This is a genomic window from Streptomyces sp. NPDC002790, assembly GCF_040295505.1.
Lineage (GTDB): Bacteria > Actinomycetota > Actinomycetes > Streptomycetales > Streptomycetaceae > Streptomyces.
In genome coordinates this window covers 1-15,792 of record NZ_JBEOVM010000136.1, presented here as the reverse complement: position 1 = coordinate 15,792, position 15,792 = coordinate 1, and the positions used below count along the sequence as shown (strand labels likewise).

Below are 15,792 nucleotides of genomic sequence, written 5' to 3'. Positions count from 1 at the left end.
GCTTGATCGCCTCAAGCCCCGCCGGCGATTGAGGCGATCAAGCCTCCGCGGCGGGTGGGCCCATCCATCCCTCTGCGACGGGTGACCACCTCAAGCCCCTGCGGCGATTGAGCAGCGGGGTCCGGGGCGGAGCCCCGGGAGCGGGGGACGGGTGGCCGCGCCGGTTCAGTCGAGCCGCGGGATCTCGATGGCGGGGCACTTGTCCATGACCATGTCCAGTCCCGCGGCGCGAATCCGCTCGTACGCCCCCTCGTCGACGACACCGAGCTGGAACCACACGGCCTTCGCGCCGATGGCGGCGCCTTCGTCGGCGACGGGCCCGGCGAGCTCGCTGTTGACGAAGACATCGACCACATCAACCGGGAACGGGATGTCCGCGAGCGACACGTAGCCCTGCTCCCCGTGCACGGTCTCCGCCTTCGGATGCACCGGCACGACCCGCTTGCCGAAGCGCTGCAGGACGTCGGCGACCCCATAGGCGGCGCGGGACTGGTTCGAGGAGAGGCCGACCACCGCCCAGGTGTCCCCGGTCTCGGTGAGGATCTTGCGGACCGTGTCGTGATCGCCGTACATGGGACCTCCTGAGGGGTGTGCCTGGTATCCGTACTGTCCGTACGGGACAACTCCCCGCACGGCGCGGGGATTCCGGAGCAGCTCAGCCCACGTGGACGCGCGGCCGGCGCTCCGGATCGGGTTCGGCGCGGCGCAGCACTTCGCGGGTGACCGGGGCGACCTCGCCGTCGCCGAACACCAGGAAGCGCAGCAGGTGGCCGACGGGGTGGCCCTCGGTCCAGTTGAAGTAGGCGTGCGGGACGCTGCCGGTGCGTTCGCGCAGGTCCATGAGGACGGCGGCGGCCGTGTTGGGGACGCCGGGGCCGCGCACCCGAAGGCGGCGCACGCCGTGCTTCTCGTCGCCGTGGACGAGCAGGTCCTCGGTGAAGTCGGAGGAGTCCTGGATGAAGACCTCCAGGAACAGCACCCGGCCGTCGTCCGGCATGGGCGTGTCCTCGCGCTGGCAGTGCTCCTTGTCGCGGTACTCCGCGGTGGTGTGCTCCTGCGGCTCGTTCGCGATGATCCGCAGCGGGCCCTGCGCCGCCACCTCGTCGATCAGCCGCAGGGCCGTCTCGTCGTACGTGACCGCGCCCGCGCGCAGTTCGAAGGCGCGGTGGACACGGGACGCGAAGGAGGTGATGAGGATCGCCGCGATGAAGATGATCGCGATCTTGATGCCGTCGGGGCGTTCCACGACGTTCGTGACCAGGGTGTAGGCGAAGACCGCGGTGATCGCGCCGAAGCCGACCGTCGACTTTCGATGGCCACGCCGGTGCACCGCGACCGTCGACGCGAACGAAGCGGAGAGCATCAGCACCAGCACGCCGGTCGCGTACGCGCCGGACTGGTCGTCGACGTCGGCGTTGAACCAGAGGGTGATGAGGACCGCCGCCGCCATGAAGACGAGGACCAGCGGGCGCACGGCCCGCGTCCACTCGGGCGCCATGCCGTAGCGGGGCAGATAGCGGGGGACCAGGTTGAGCAGGCCTGCCATCGCGGAGGCGCCCGCGAACCACAGGATGGCGATCGTGGAGACGTCGTAGACCGTGCCGAAGCCCTCGCCGAGATAGGCGTGCGCGAGATAAGCGAGCGCGCGGCCGTTCGCCGAGCCGCCGGACTCGAACTCGTGCTGCGGGATCAGGATCGTCGTCGCGAGGCTGGACAGGAGCAGAAAACAGCTCATGATCAGCGCGGCCGTCGTGAGCAGCTTGCGGGTGTCGCGGATGCGGCCCTTCGGCTTCGCGTACGTGTCCGTGGAGTCACCCCGGACCTGCGGCATCACGGCGACGCCCGTCTCGAACCCGGACATGCCGAGCGCCAGCTTCGGGAACATGAGCAGCGCGACGCCGACCATCATGAACGGGGAGGAGTGCTCGGCCGTCATCGCGTCCCACCAGTTGCCGATCTTGACCGGCTCGGTGAACACATGGGCGGCAGCTGTGACCAGCACGACGATGTTCAGGGCCAGATACGCGCCCACGAGCACCACCGCGACCCGGATCGCCTCCCCGAAACCCTTGAGGAAGACCGCGCCGAGCGCCACGAGCAGCGCGAGCGTGATCCAGATGTTCTCGCCGTGCAGGCCGGAGGGCGCGAACGGGTTCTCGACGACGTGCGCCGCCGCGTCCGCCGCCGAGAGCGTCATCGTGATCATGAAGTCGGTGGCGGCGAAGCCGAGCAGTACGAGGACGAACAGCTTCCCCGCCCACCAGGGCAGCAGCCGCTCCAGCATCGCGATCGAACCCTCGCCGTGCGGCGACTCCTTCGCGACCCTGCGGTACACCGGCAGGGCGCCCAGCAGCGTGAGCGCGATGAGAACGAGCGTCGCCAGCGGCGAAAGGAGTCCTGCCGCGAGCGCCGCGATCCCCGGCTGGTAGCCGAGCGTCGAGAAGTAGTCGACACCCGTCAGACACATCACGCGCCACCACTTGTGACCCTTGTGCTCCTCGGGCGCGTGCCCGTGCGGACCCTGATGGCGGGCCGTCTGCTCGCTCAGCCCCTCCAGCAGCCAGGAGCGGAAGCGGCTCGTGGAGGCTGCGGGTGCGGCAGGACTCTCGGCCGGGGTGCCGGTCATGTGGCGGGCGTTTCCTGTCGGGTGACTCGGGTGACTCGGGCGGCTCGGACTACTTGGGCGTCTCGGGTGACTTGGGTGACTGTCTGGGACGACGAGCGAGTATCCATCACATCGTCACCTGTGCATCGGGCGGGGGCGAGTCCTGTACGACCTGCGCATACGCTGGTCCGATGCAGGACGAGTACCGCACGGTGGCCCGCGAGGGCGTGCACGAGACAGAGATCAGCCGCTCCCGGTTCCTGTGCGCGCTCGCGCCCGCCGCGACCGAGGAGGAGGCCCAGGCCTTCGTCGCGCGCGTCCGCAAGGAACACCCGACGGCCAACCACAACTGCTACGCCTACGTCATCGGGGCCGACGCCTCCGTACAGAAGGCGAGCGACGACGGCGAGCCGGGCGGCACCGCGGGCGTGCCGATGCTGCAGATGCTCACCCGGCGCGACATGCGCTACGTCGTCGCCGTGGTCACCCGCTACTTCGGCGGCGTGAAGCTCGGCGCCGGTGGCCTCATCCGCGCCTACGGAGGCGCGGTGGGCGAAGCCCTCGACACACTCGGCACGGTGACGCGCCGCCGCTTCCGCCTCGCCACGGTGACGGTCGACCACGCGCGCGCGGGCAAGACGGAGAACGACCTGCGGTCCACGGGCTGCGAGGTCCGGGATGTCCGGTACGGCGCGGAGGTCACCATCGAGATCGGCCTCCCGGAATCGGACATCGCCCGCTTCCGGGGTTGGCTCGCCGATGCAACGGCGGGCACGGCGGTCTTCGAACTGGGCGGCGAGGCCTACGGGTGACCGGCATTAAGCCCCTGCGGCGATTGAGCAGCGGGGTCCGGGGCGGAGCCCCGATCTTTTGAAGCCCCGCCGGCGATTGAGGCGCGGGGTCCGGGGCAGAGCCCCGAGTCGTGGGGACCGGCTCCCGCAACAGGTCACCCGGGCGTAACCCCCCGCCATGTCAGACCCACCCGTTAGCCTCGTGCAACATGAGGTTCCTGCACACATCCGACTGGCACCTGGGCCGCTCCTTCCACCGCGTGAACATGCTCGACGCCCAGTCCGCGTTCATCGCCCACCTCGTGGCGACCGCGCGCGAGCGCGACGTCGACGCCGTGGTCGTGTCGGGTGACGTGTACGACCGGGCGGTGCCGCCACTCGCCGCCGTGGAGCTCTACGACGACGCCCTGCACCGCCTCGCCGAACTCGGCGTGCCCACCGTGATGATCTCCGGGAACCACGACTCGGCCCGCCGCCTCGGCGTCGGCGCGGGCCTCATCGGCCGGGCCGGCATCCACCTGCGGACGGATCCGTCCCGTTGCGGGGAGCCGATCGTGCTGCCGGACGCGCACGGCGACGTCGCGTTCTACGGACTGCCGTATCTCGAACCGGCGCTGGTGAAGGACGAGTTCGGGGTGGCGAAGGCCGGGCACGAGCAGGTGCTGGCCGCCGCCATGGAGCGCGTGCGGACCGACCTCGCCGCACGCCCGGCCGACACCAGGTCCGTCGTCCTCGCGCACGCCTTCGTGACCGGGGGCGCGCCCAGTGACAGCGAGCGGGACATCACGGTGGGCGGCGTCTCGGCCGTCCCGTCCGGGGTCTTCGACGGCGCGGACTACGTGGCGCTCGGGCATCTGCACGGCAGCCAGGTCATCAGTGACCGGGTCCGCTACTCGGGCTCCCCGCTGCCGTACTCGTTCTCGGAGGCCGACCACCGCAAGAGCATGTGGCTGATCGACCTCGACGCCGAGGGCGCGGTCACCGCCGAGCGCCTCGACTGCCCGGTGCCGCGCCCGCTGGCCCGCCTCCGCGGTGACCTCGAAGACCTCCTCGACGCCCCGGAGCTCGACCGCCACGAGGAATCGTGGGTGGAGGCGACGCTCACGGACGCGATCCGGCCGGACGACCCGATGGCCCGCCTCTGCGACCGTTTCCCGCACACCCTCAGCCTGCTCTTCGACCCGCGTCGCACGGACGACGAGGAGCCCGACGCCAGCTACGCCGAGCGCCTCAAGGGGCGTGACGACCACGAGATCGCGGAGGACTTCGTGACCCACGTCCGGGGCGCGGGGCCCGACGAGAACGAGCGGGTGGTGCTGCGGGCCGCGTTCGACGCCGTCCGCGCGGACGATGTGGTGCACGAGGTGGCCAGGTGAGGCTGCACACACTCACGATCACGGCGTTCGGCCCCTTCGGCGCCACGCAGAAGGTCGACTTCGACGACCTGTCGGCGGCGGGACTCTTCCTCCTCCACGGGCCGACGGGCGCGGGCAAGACGTCCGTCCTCGACGCGGTCTGCTACGCGCTGTACGGGTCCGTGCCCGGCGCCCGGCAGGGTGGCGGCGGTCAGGGCCAGAACCTGCGCAGCGACCACGCCGAGGCGGGCGTGCGCACGGAGGTGACCCTCGACCTGACCGTCGCGGGCCGCCGCCTGGAGATCACCCGGCAGCCGCCCCACCTCCGCCCCAAGAAGCGCGGCACCGGCTTCACCACGGAGAAGGCGCAGAGCTGGCTGCGCGAGTACGACGCCGTGGCGGCGAAGTGGAAGGACCTCAGCCGCTCCCACCAGGAGATCGGCGAGGAGATCACGCAGCTGCTCGGCATGAGCAAGGACCAGTTCTGCCAGGTGGTCCTCCTCCCGCAGGGCGACTTCGCACGGTTCCTGCGGGCCGATGCCGAGGCCCGCGGCAAGCTGCTCGGCCGGCTCTTCGACACGCATCGGTTCGCGGCCGTGGAGCAGCGGCTCGCCGAGGACCGCAAGGGCGCGCAGAAGCAAGTGGCCGCCGGCGACGCGGAGTTGCTGGCCGACGCCCACCGTATGCAGCAGGCGGCGGGGGACGTCGTGGAACTGGAACCCGTCGACGCGGCGCCGGGCGACCCCGGTATCGCGGACTCCGTCCTGGCCTGGGCGGCCACCGCCCGCTCGACCGCGCGCGAGCACTTCACGCACACCCATCTCGCCCTGGACGCGGCCGAGTCGGCGCGGATCGCGGCGCAGCGTGAGCTCTCCGAGGCGACGGAGACGGACCGTCTGCAACTCCGCCACGCGCGGGCCCGCGAGCGGGAGGCGGCCCTGGAGGAGCGGGCCGGGGAGCACCAGGCCCTCCAGGACCGGATGGACCGGGCCCGCAAGGCGGCGACGGTGGAACCGGCGCTGGCCCTCCGGGAGGAGTCGGAGGCGGCGCACCGGGAGGCGTTGACGGAGGACCGGCGCGCCCGGGGCGAGCTGCGGGCGGTGTGGCCGGGGTCCGTGCGCAGGGCGGATGCCGGTGTCGACAGCGCTTACGGTGCGGGCGGCGCACATGCCGATGGCCGGGCGGCCGGTGCGGACGAAGTGGCCGCGGAAGACGGGCTCCACCCGACGCCGACCGATCCGGAGGCCCACGGCGGGTCTGCGGCCGCCGGAGCGCCGGGGGCCTCGGGCCTCGACGGGACCGGCTCCGTGTTCGGCACCGGGGCGGAGCAGATGTACGCGGACGCCGGCGTCCCGGTCTCGCCGGAGGCGCTCGTCGAAGCCGCCCGGCGTGTCGCTCAAGAACTCGGGGGGCTCGACGCGGCGCGGCGGGGCGAGCGGCGGCTCGCCGGGCTCACGCGGGAGCGCGCCGAACTCGACCGTGAGGAGCGCGCCGACACCGAGCTGCTCGCCGACACCGAAGGCTGGCTCGACGGCTGGGACGCCCGGCGAGCCGACCTCCAGGCCCGCGTCGACGAGGCGCAGGAGGCCGCCACCCGCGCCGAACACCTCGCGGGACAACTCGAACCGGCTCGCAAGCAGGCCCGCGCCGCCGTCGAACGCGACCGGCTCACCGGGCGCGCCGAAGCCGCCGACACCGAGGCGCTGCGCGCCCGCGAGCAGGCGGCGACCGCGCACGAGCACTGGCTCGGCCTGAAGGAGCAGCGACTGCGCGACGTCGCCGCCGAACTCGCCGAGGCACTCGTCGACGGCGAACCCTGCACCGTGTGCGGGGCAAGCGAACACCCCGCGCCCATGCGGAAGTCCGAGGGACACGTCGACCGGGCCGCCGAGGAGTCCGCGCTCGCCGCCTACCGCACCGCCGACGGGCACCGCACCCGGGCCGAGCGCGCCCTGGGCGACGTCCGGGAGGAGCTGGCGGCGGCGAAGGCCGCGGCGGGGGACGGGCTCGCCGCGCAACTCGCCGAGGAAGCCCGCGAATTGACGGCGCGACACGCCGAGACACACGCCCTCGCGGCCACGGCACATCCCGCCCGCGAGACCCTTGCCCGCGCCGACAGCGAGCGCGACCGGCGCCTCGCCGTCCGCCAGGAGGCCGCGCAGCGCAGCGCCGCCCGTACGTCGCTGCGTGACGCGTTGGACCGTGAACAGGCGGGCCTGGAACGGGAGTTGGCGGAGGCGCGCGACGTGGCCGAGAGCGTCGAGGCCCGCGCGGAGCAGCTGGAGCGGCAGGGCGCGCTGCTCACCGAGGCGGCCGACGCGGCCCGCGCGGTCGAGGACACGGCGCGGCGCCTCAAGGAAGCGGACGCGCGACTCGCCGACGCGGCGTTCCGGGCCGGGTTCGACACGCCGGAGGCCGCGGGCGCCGCGCTGCTCGACGACGCCCGGCATCGCGAGCTCCAGCACCGCCTGGACGCGCGGCAGTCGGAGGAAGTGGCCGTACGCGCGGTGCTCGCCGAGGAGGACACCGCCGAGGCCGCCCGCAGACCGGCGGCCGACGTCGCCGCGGCGCGGGCCGCCGCGCAGGGTGCCGACGCGCGGGTACGGACGGCCGGGTCCGCGCGCGACGCGGCGCAGCGGCGCTGCGCCGAACTCGACCGGCTCTCGCGCCGTGCCGCCACCGAGGCCCGGCGCCTCGGCCCGCTGCGCGAGACGTACGACCGGGTGGCCCGCCTCGCGTCCCTCGCGGCCGGTACCGCCGCCGACAACGAGCGCAAGATGCGCCTGGAGTCGTACGTACTGGCTGCCCGCCTGGAGCAAGTGGCGGCGGCGGCGACCGCGCGGCTGCGTCGTATGTCGTCGGGCCGCTACACGTTGGTGCACTCCGACTCCCTTGCGGGGCGCGGTCGTTCGGGTCTCGGCCTGCATGTCGTCGACGCGTGGACGGGGCGCGAGCGTGACACGGCGACGCTTTCCGGGGGTGAGACGTTCTTCGCCTCGCTCGCCCTGGCGCTGGGCCTCGCGGATGTCGTGACGGACGAAGCGGGGGGTGTCCGTCTCGACACGCTCTTCATCGACGAGGGGTTCGGCAGTCTCGACGATCAGACGCTCGACGAGGTGCTCGACGTTCTCGACTCCCTGCGTGAGCGGGACCGTAGCGTCGGCATTGTGAGCCACGTCGGCGATCTGCGGCGGCGTGTGCACGCGCAGTTGGAGGTCGTGAAGGGGCGGGAGGGGTCGGTGGTACGGCAGGCCTGCGGCCGCTGACCATCCCCGTCGTGGCCGCCCGTCCTCCGGCCACGGGGCTCCGCCCCGGACCCCGCGCCTCAATCGCCGGCGGGGCTGGAAAGATCGGGGATCCGCCGCGGACCCCGCTGCTCAATCGCCGCAGGGGCTTGATTTGCCGGCCCCACCCGCCCCGGCCCGCCGAAATCCGTGTGCGTCCCCGTCCCGACCCCGGCATGATGCGCACCATGCCGAGCCTCTCTCACCCCACCCCTACCGAATTCCGGCGCGAACCCCTCCCGCTGCGGGGGCGTGCAGCTCTGGTCACCGGTGCGAGCCGGCGCGCCGGGATCGGGTTCGCCGTGGCGCGGCGGCTCGTCGCGTACGGGGCGAGCGTGTATCTGCACCATCACGTGGCGCACGACGAGGCGATGCCGTGGGGCGGCGACCGGCCCGCCGAGGTGGCCGACGCCGTGCGGGAGGTGCGCGGCGTGCCGGACGCCGTCGTGGCGCACGGGCCGGCGGATCTGACCGAACCCGGCGCCCCCGCGCGCCTGGTCCAGGACGCCGCGGAAGCGCTCGGTGGACGCCTCGACATCGTCGTCGCCAACCACGCCCTCAGCGGCAGCGACGGCACGCTCGACACCATCGACGCCGCCATGCTGGACGCTCATTGGGCCGTCGACGCGCGTTCCGTTCTCCTGCTGGTACAGGCCTTCGCTCGGCACAGGAGTCCCTACGAGGGCGCACCCGGCGGGCGCGTCGTCATGATGACCTCCGGTCAGGACATCGCCGACGGGATGCCCGACGAGATCGCGTACGCCCTGCAAAAGGGTGCGCTCGCATCGGTCACACGCACACTCGCGACGGCCCTCGCCCCGCAAGGCGTCACCGTGAACACCGTCAACCCCGGCCCGGTGGACACCGGTTACCTGGACGGCGAGGCGTACGACTCGATCGCCGAACTGTTCCCCGCCAAGCGGTGGGGGATGCCCGATGATCCGGCGCGGCTCATCGCGTGGCTGGCCACGGACGAGGCCGCGTGGATCACCGGGCAAGTCATCGACTCGGAGGGCGGCTTCCGCCGGAGCTGAGGGGGCCGTCCCTCAGAGCTTCGACAACTCGTCCACCAGGTCGTCCAGGCCCAGCGAGCCCTGCGAAAGCGCCGCCATGTGCCACGCCTTCGCGTCGAAGGCGTCCCCGTGCGCGGCCTGCGCGCCCGCGCGGCCCAGCAGCCACGCCCGCTCGCCCAGCTTGTAGCCGATCGCCTGGCCGGGGATGGAGAGGTACCGGGTCAGTTCGCTCTCCACGAAGTCCGCCGGGCGGCTGCTGTGCGCGCCGAAGAACTCCTGCGCGAGCTCGGACGTCCAGTGCTCGCCGGGGTGGAACGGGGAGTCCGCGGGGATGTCGAGTTCCAGGTGCATGCCGATGTCGACGATGACGCGGCAGGCGCGCATCATCTGCGCGTCCAGGTAGCCGATCCGGGTCTCCGCGTCCGTGAGGAAGCCCAACTCGTCCATCAGCCGCTCCGCGTACAGCGCCCAGCCCTCTGCGTTCGCCGAGACGATGCCGAGCGTCGCCTGGTAGCGGGAGAGGTCACCGGCGACGTGCGCCCACTGGGCGAGCTGGAGATGGTGGCCCGGGACACCCTCGTGGTACCAGGTCGACACCAAGTCGTACACGGGGAAGCGGGTCTGACCCATCGTCGGCAGCCATGTGCGGCCGGGGCGCGAGAAGTCCTCCGACGGAGGTGTGTAGTACGGCGCGGCGGCGCTGCCGGCGGGCGCGATGCGGGACTCCACCTGCCGTACGCGGTCGGCGAGTTCGAAGTGTGTTCCGTCGAGCGCGCCGATCGCCTCGTCCATCAGCTTCTGCAGCCACTGCCGCACCTCGTCGACGCCCTCGATGTGCCGCCCGTGCTCGTCGAGGTGCGCGAGCGCCACCCACGGGGTCGCGGCGCCGGGCAGGATCTTCTCGGCTTCCGTACGCATCTCGGCGAGCAGCCGGTGGAACTCGCTCCAACCGTACGCGTACGCCTCGTCCAGATCGAGGTCCGTGCCGTTGTAGTAGCGCGACCAACGCGCGTAGCGCTCGCGGCCCACCACGTTCGGCGCGCCCTCGACGGCGGGCGCGTACACGTCCCGCATCCAGTCGCGCAGTTCGACGGTCGCGGCGTCCGCCGTGCGGGCCGCGGATGTCAGCTCTTGGCGCAGCGTCTCGGGTCCCGCGGCCGTGAACTCCTCGAACCAGCCCTGCCACTCGTCGAGTTGGCCGATGAACGTCTCCGTCGGCCGCGGCGCCGCGTGCAGCTTGCGGTCCAGGCCGAGCGCGAGCGTCTCCCGGTAGCCGGCGAACGCCGCGGGCACGGCGCGCAGCCGCTCGGCGATCGCGGCCCAGTCCTCGTCGGTGTCGGTCGGGGTGACCGTGAACACCTCGCGCGCGTTGTGGATCGGCGAGCCGAGGTTGGAGACCTCCCGCAGGTGCTCGTCAGCGTCGTGCACCGCGAGCGCGGCGGTCAGGCGTTCGCGCAGCAGCCGGGCGCAGCGCCGCTCGACGTCGCTGTCGGCGCCGGGCGCGCGCTCCGCCTCGTCGAGCCGCGCGAGGGTCTCCCGCGCGAGGTCCGCGACGGCGGCGAGTCCTGCGGGGGACAGGTCGGGCAGCTTGCTGTGGGCCTCCCGGACGCCCAGGTAGGTGCCCTCCACGGGGTTGAGGGCGACCATCGCGTCGACGTAGGCGTCGGCGACCTGTCGGGGCAGCGGGGCGGTGGGGGGATGAGGGTTCGCGGTGTGTGGCATGCGACACATCCTCGTACGGGTCAGGGGGTCACGTCACCATGATTCGCCGCGGGCGGAAGCAGCGGACCGCACTCCCACTGCTGGAAGATCAACCGGGTCTCGACGCGCGCCACTTCGGGGCGCGACGTGAACGAATCGAGCACGAGCCGCTGAAGATCCGCCATGTCGTGCACGGCGACGTGCACCAAGTAGTCGTCCGGACCGGTCAGATGGAACACGGTGCGCGCCTCCGGCAGCGCGCGGACCCGCTCCACGAAAGGGCCGACGAGCTCCCGGCGGTGCGGGCGCACCTGCACCGAGAGGAGCGCCTCCAGGCCGCGGCCCAGCTTGGCCGGGTCGAGCCGCAGCACATGCCCGAGGATCACGCCGGAGCGCCGCAGCCGGTTCACCCGGTCGAGGCACGTGGAGGGCGCGACGCCGACCTGCGCCGCGAGGTCCCGGTACGTGGTGCGGGCGTCGTTCTGCAGCAGCCGCAGTATGTCCAGGTCGACCGGATCGAGTACGACGGAGTCGGTCATCAGCCGAACGTAGCACGGGAGTCGAATCACAGACCCCGCCCGTTGTTCAGGATGCCGACCATGGATACGCACTGGGACACGAGCGGCGCCCGCACCCGGGCCTTCGCCACCGAAGCCGTGCACGCGGGCCGCGACGACCTCGCCGCTCTCGGCCTGCACGCCCCGCCCCTCGACCTGTCCACCACCTACCCGTCCGCCGACACCCGCGCGGAGGCCGCCCGCATCGACGCGTTCGCCGCCGACGGCGCCCTCGACGACGGGCCGCCCGTCTACGGCCGCCTCGGCAACCCGACCGTCGCCCGCTTCGAGACCGCACTCGCGCGCCTCGAAGGCACGGACAGCGCGGTCGCGTTCGCGAGCGGCATGGCGGCGCTGACGGCCGTGCTCCTCGTACGTCTCGGAGCGGGCCTGCGGCACGTCGTCGCGGTCCGCCCGCTGTACGGGTGCAGCGACCATCTGCTGACGGCGGGAGCGCTCGGCTCCGAGGTGACATGGGTCGACCCGGCGGGGATCGCCGACGCGATCCGGCCCGACACCGGCCTCGTCATGGTGGAATCGCCCGCCAACCCGACGCTCGCGGAGGTCGATCTGGCGGCCGTCGCGCACGCCTGCGGCTCGGTGCCGCTGCTCGTCGACAACACGTTCGCGACGCCCGTGCTCCAGCGGCCCGCCGAGAGCGGGGCGCGGCTCGTCCTGCACAGCGCCACGAAGTACATCGGCGGCCACGGCGACGTCCTCGGTGGTGTCGTGGCCTGCGACGAGGCCTTCGCGCGGGAGCTGCGCAAGGTGCGGTTCGCGACCGGCGGGGTGCTGCATCCGCTCGCCGGCTATCTGCTGTTGCGGGGGCTCTCGACCCTGCCCGTACGCGTGCGTGCCGCGTCCGTGACGGCCGCGGAGCTGGTCCGGCGGCTCGCCGGGGACCCGCGCGTGACCCGCGTCCACTATCCGCGGATCGGCGGCGCCATGGTCGCCTTCGAGGTCGCGGGCGACCCGCACGCGGTGACCGCCGGGGTCGGACTGATCACCCCGGCGGTCAGCCTCGGTAGCGTCGACTCGCTGATCCAGCACCCGGCCTCGATCAGCCACCGCGTGGTCGCCGCCGACGACCGCAGAGCGGCGGGCGTCGGCGACCGGCTGCTGCGGCTGTCGGTCGGCCTGGAGGACGTCGAGGACCTGTGGGCGGACCTGGACCGGGCGTTGGGCGCGGGCGAGCCCGAGCCCGAACTCAGTGCTGCTCAGCCGGCTCGTACGCGTCCGGGTGTGCGTCCTCGTCCGCGTACGGAAGCAAGGACGCCACCCGTGCCGCATCGAGCCGTGCGGTGATCACCAGCGTGCCCTCCTCGATCTGGTAGTCGAGGGGCAGGCCGAGGCCGCGCATCGCCGCGACCATGCCCGTGTTGGCCGACTGCGTCACCGCGTACACGCCGGCGCACCCCGCCTCGATCGCCATCGCGACCAGGCGGCCGAGGAGTTCGGCGCCGATGCCGCGGCGCTGCCAGTCGTCCTCCACGAGCAGCGCGACCTCGGTCTCGTCGCCGTCCCACAGGAGGTGGCCGAGGGCGACTATCCGTCCGGAGGCGGTCTGTGCGGCGAGGGTGCGGCCGTGGCGGGGGCTGAGCAGGTGGTTCAGGTAGCGGTCCGCGTCGGAGACGGGCCCGTGGTAGCGGCGGCGCAACGTGGCTTGCGAGCACCGCTCGTGCATCGCCCTCGACAGGGCGAGGTCGCCGCTGTCGGCGCGCCGCACGGTGATGTCGTTGCCCTCGGGCAGCGTCAGGACGTCCTCCCCGTTCGGCACCCGCGGGCCGAGCCGGGTGTCGAGCTCCACGAGGGCGCGGGCGCGCGCGAACTCGGTGGGCGTGAACGGCAGATAGGGCCGCTCCACCGCGATGACCCCGCCCTCCGGGGTACGAAGCCGCAGCGCGGTGTCGTCGAAGCCGCCCTCGACCGGCGCGCCGCCGGACGCGGCGACCGCCTTCGCCGGCAGCGACCTGATCGTGCAGCGGCCCAGCAACTGGCGCAGGGCGAGCGGGAGTTCGGCCGCGTCGAGGGCCGTTCGGGTGGCGAGGCCGAGGATGCGGGTCGGGGCGTCCACCAGGTCGTGGGCGTCCGCGCGCTCGACCCAGGTGTCGGCGCCGCCCGCGCCCGCGACGGCCCCGGCCAGCTCGCCCGAGGTCAACTCCTCGGGCGCGCGCAGCAGGAACTCGTCCACGGTGCCCTGCGCCAGCGGGTGCGTCTGAAGGCTCAGGATGTCGACCCGCCGGCGGGCGAGCACTGTGCACAGCGCGGCCAGCGACCCCGGCGCGTCCCGCACGGTCGTGCGCATCCGCCACAGCGTGCTGCTCGCCGGGTCGAGCGGCCCGGCCGCGGCCTCCGGTTCCGTGGAGGCGGGCGGCCGGGCGTCGGTATCCGCCGTGGGTGGCGCGTGCTCCTTGCGTCCTGTCCTGAGTAGCCGGAACCCGGCGGTGGCAGCGGCGAGCAGGGCCGCGGCGCAGCAGAGGACAACAGCGACAACATGCGTCTCGTTACTCATGCGCCCACTGTGCAGGACCGGTGTTGCGTGATCACAAACGCTTTGTGACCGACGGGTTAAGCATGCTTATGTCTGGTTTTGGGGGTTGGGTGGCCGAGAGGTCACTGCCCCACCCGCCCCGGCTGCAACGTCTGCGAGAACAGCACGTCGCCGCCCTCTTGCCGCAGCCGTACGGTGAGTTCCCCGCTGCCGCCGTCGATCTCGACCTCCCCGAAGTACGGCGGGGTCTCGGCCGGCGAGGTGTTGTTCCGGTCCGGTGACTTGATGAAGACCTGCCGCGGGCCGAACGTCTCGTCCAGCTTCAGCGCCTTGAACCCGCCCGCCGCGAGCGGCCCCGACACGAACTCCCAGAACGGCTCGAAGTCCTTGAACGCGGCGTTCGACGGCTCGTAGTGCTGCGCGGACGTGTAGTGCACGTCGGTCGTCAGCCACAGCGTGCCGGTGATCCGCTCGTGCTTGATGTGCCGCAGCAGCTCGGCGAGCTGGAGCTCGCGCCCGAGCGGCGCGCCGGGGTCGCCCTGCGCCACCGCCTCGAAGTTCGTGCCGTCCGGGACGACGAGGCCCAGCGGCATGTCGGAGGCGATCACCTTCCACACGGCGCGCGAGCGGGACAGCTCCCGCTTCAGCCACGTGAGCTGCTCAGCGCCGAGGATCCCGGTCGCGTCCTCGGTCTGCCGCCCCGGAGAGTTGGCGTTCCGGTACGTCCGCATGTCCAGCACGAACACGTCGAGCAGCGGCCCCTGTCGCAGCACCCGGTACACCCTCCCGTCGTCGCCCGGCGGCAGCGTGGAGACGGGGAAGTACTCGCTGAACGCGCGCAGCGCACGGCCGGACAGCACATCGACGTTCTTCTCGGTGTAGCGCTCGTCGCTGAGGATCTGGCCCGGGTACCAGTTGTTGTGCACCTCGTGGTCGTCCCACTGCGTGATCGTGGGGATCTGGGCGTTGAAGCGGCGCAGGTTCTCGTCGAGCAGGTTGTAGCGGAACGCGCCGCGGAACTCGGCGAGCGTCTCGGCGACCTTGGACTTCTCCTCGGTGGTCACATTGCGCCACACGCGCCCGTCCGGCAGCGTCACGCTCGGCAGGATCGGGCCGTCGGCGTAGATGTTGTCGCCACTGCACAGGAAGAAGTCCGGGTCGAGGGCGCGCATGTCCTCGTACACGCGGTAGCCGCCGCGGTCCGGGTTGATGCCCCAGCCCTGCCCGGCGATGTCCCCGGACCACAGGAACCGCACCCCGTCCCGGCGCGACACGGACGCCGTACGGAAGGTCCCCTCGACGGGTTCGCCGGTGCGCCGCGGGTCGTCCGGGTCGGCGAGTCGCACGCGGTAGTGGATCTGCTCGCCGGGCGGCAGTCCGCGCAGCCGGGTCGTCCCGGTGAAGTCCGTGTCGGGGCCGATCAGCGGTCCCCGCCATCTGGTGACGTTCCGATACGTGTCGGTGGCCGACGTCTCCACGACCATCCGCGCGGGCCGGTCGGAGCGCACCCACACCAGGCCCGAGTGCGCGCCCACGTCGCCCGCCTGGACGCCCCAGCCGGCCTTCGGACGCCCGGACAGCGCGAACGCGGGCGCGGCGGCTGCCCCGCCGACCGTCGGAAGGGCCAGCGCCGCGGACGTGGCGAGCGCGCCGCGCAGCACTCCGCGACGGTCGGGCTGAGGGGTTTGCGGACGATCTGACATGGACGCCTCCAGTGACGGTCTCGACGACAGCACGGTGCCACGGCCTGCGCGCGGCGCCGCGTTGCCACTCCTACTGCGGTGCCACGGCGCACACACGAACCCCAAGTCACCTTCTCGGCCGTGAACGGCCGAGCTTGTACGGCTCGGTTCGTTCACACCTTGTCGCGCTCCCGACTGCCCCCTACGACAGGACGGTCACGGGTCGCATCTCTCCTCAGCGGCTGCGTGCCGGTGAGGGGACGGGCATGGTGACGAATGCCCACGCCGAGCGTGCGCGGTTGCGCACGTTGAC

General features: G+C 72.6%; 11 protein-coding genes. 5 read left to right on the top strand and 6 right to left on the bottom strand.

Features of this window, described 5'->3' with window-relative positions; genetic code table 11:
* Positions 1 to 165: 165 nt before the first annotated feature.
* Complete coding sequence (locus tag ABT004_RS32705; protein ID WP_351344122.1) at positions 166 to 573, bottom strand: CoA-binding protein; 408 nt, start codon at positions 571 to 573, stop codon at positions 166 to 168.
* A gap of 82 nt (positions 574 to 655) precedes the next feature.
* Positions 656 to 2,626, bottom strand: coding sequence for an APC family permease (locus ABT004_RS32700; RefSeq protein WP_351344119.1), 1,971 nt, complete (start codon positions 2,624 to 2,626; stop codon positions 656 to 658).
* A 170-nt stretch (positions 2,627 to 2,796) separates the two neighbouring features.
* Between ABT004_RS32700 and ABT004_RS32695 the strand changes: the two genes are divergently transcribed.
* From ABT004_RS32695 to ABT004_RS32680, 4 genes are all read left to right on the top strand, one after another.
* Positions 2,797 to 3,417, top strand: a complete 621-nt coding sequence (locus ABT004_RS32695) for a YigZ family protein (RefSeq protein WP_351344116.1) — start codon at positions 2,797 to 2,799, stop codon at positions 3,415 to 3,417.
* Positions 3,418 to 3,605: 188 nt separating this feature from the next.
* The gene (locus ABT004_RS32690; protein WP_351344113.1) at positions 3,606 to 4,772 is read left to right on the top strand and encodes an exonuclease SbcCD subunit D; all 1,167 of its coding nucleotides are present in this window, start codon (positions 3,606 to 3,608) and stop codon (positions 4,770 to 4,772) included.
* The gene (locus tag ABT004_RS32685) at positions 4,769 to 8,017 is read left to right on the top strand and encodes an AAA family ATPase (RefSeq protein WP_351344110.1); all 3,249 of its coding nucleotides are present in this window, start codon (positions 4,769 to 4,771) and stop codon (positions 8,015 to 8,017) included. The genes ABT004_RS32690 and ABT004_RS32685 overlap by 4 nt, the downstream gene beginning before the upstream one ends.
* A gap of 206 nt (positions 8,018 to 8,223) precedes the next feature.
* Complete coding sequence (locus ABT004_RS32680; protein ID WP_351344107.1) at positions 8,224 to 9,069, top strand: SDR family oxidoreductase; 846 nt, start codon at positions 8,224 to 8,226, stop codon at positions 9,067 to 9,069.
* Positions 9,070 to 9,081: 12 nt separating this feature from the next.
* On the opposite strand, the gene ABT004_RS32675 is transcribed toward ABT004_RS32680, so the two are convergent.
* The gene (locus ABT004_RS32675) at positions 9,082 to 10,770 is read right to left on the bottom strand and encodes a DUF885 domain-containing protein (RefSeq protein ID WP_351344104.1); all 1,689 of its coding nucleotides are present in this window, start codon (positions 10,768 to 10,770) and stop codon (positions 9,082 to 9,084) included.
* A 20-nt stretch (positions 10,771 to 10,790) separates the two neighbouring features.
* The gene (locus ABT004_RS32670; protein ID WP_351344101.1) at positions 10,791 to 11,288 is read right to left on the bottom strand and encodes an Lrp/AsnC family transcriptional regulator; all 498 of its coding nucleotides are present in this window, start codon (positions 11,286 to 11,288) and stop codon (positions 10,791 to 10,793) included.
* A 51-nt stretch (positions 11,289 to 11,339) separates the two neighbouring features.
* On the opposite strand from ABT004_RS32670, the gene ABT004_RS32665 reads away from it, so the two are divergent.
* A complete protein-coding gene (locus ABT004_RS32665; protein ID WP_351344098.1) occupies positions 11,340 to 12,611 on the top strand; it encodes a trans-sulfuration enzyme family protein in 1,272 nt (423 codons plus the stop codon).
* On the opposite strand, the gene ABT004_RS32660 is transcribed toward ABT004_RS32665, so the two are convergent.
* Together ABT004_RS32660 and ABT004_RS32655 are read right to left on the bottom strand one after the other, a co-directional pair.
* Positions 12,514 to 13,818 carry a GNAT family N-acetyltransferase gene (locus tag ABT004_RS32660; protein WP_351344095.1) on the bottom strand — a complete coding sequence of 435 codons (1,305 nt, stop codon included), beginning with the start codon at positions 13,816 to 13,818 and terminating at the stop codon, positions 12,514 to 12,516. The genes ABT004_RS32665 and ABT004_RS32660 overlap by 98 nt on opposite strands.
* A 101-nt stretch (positions 13,819 to 13,919) precedes the next feature.
* Positions 13,920 to 15,500: an alkaline phosphatase D family protein gene (locus ABT004_RS32655; RefSeq protein ID WP_351344092.1), complete on the bottom strand. Its 1,581-nt coding sequence runs from the start codon at positions 15,498 to 15,500 to the stop codon at positions 13,920 to 13,922.
* Positions 15,501 to 15,792: the final 292 nt, after the last annotated feature.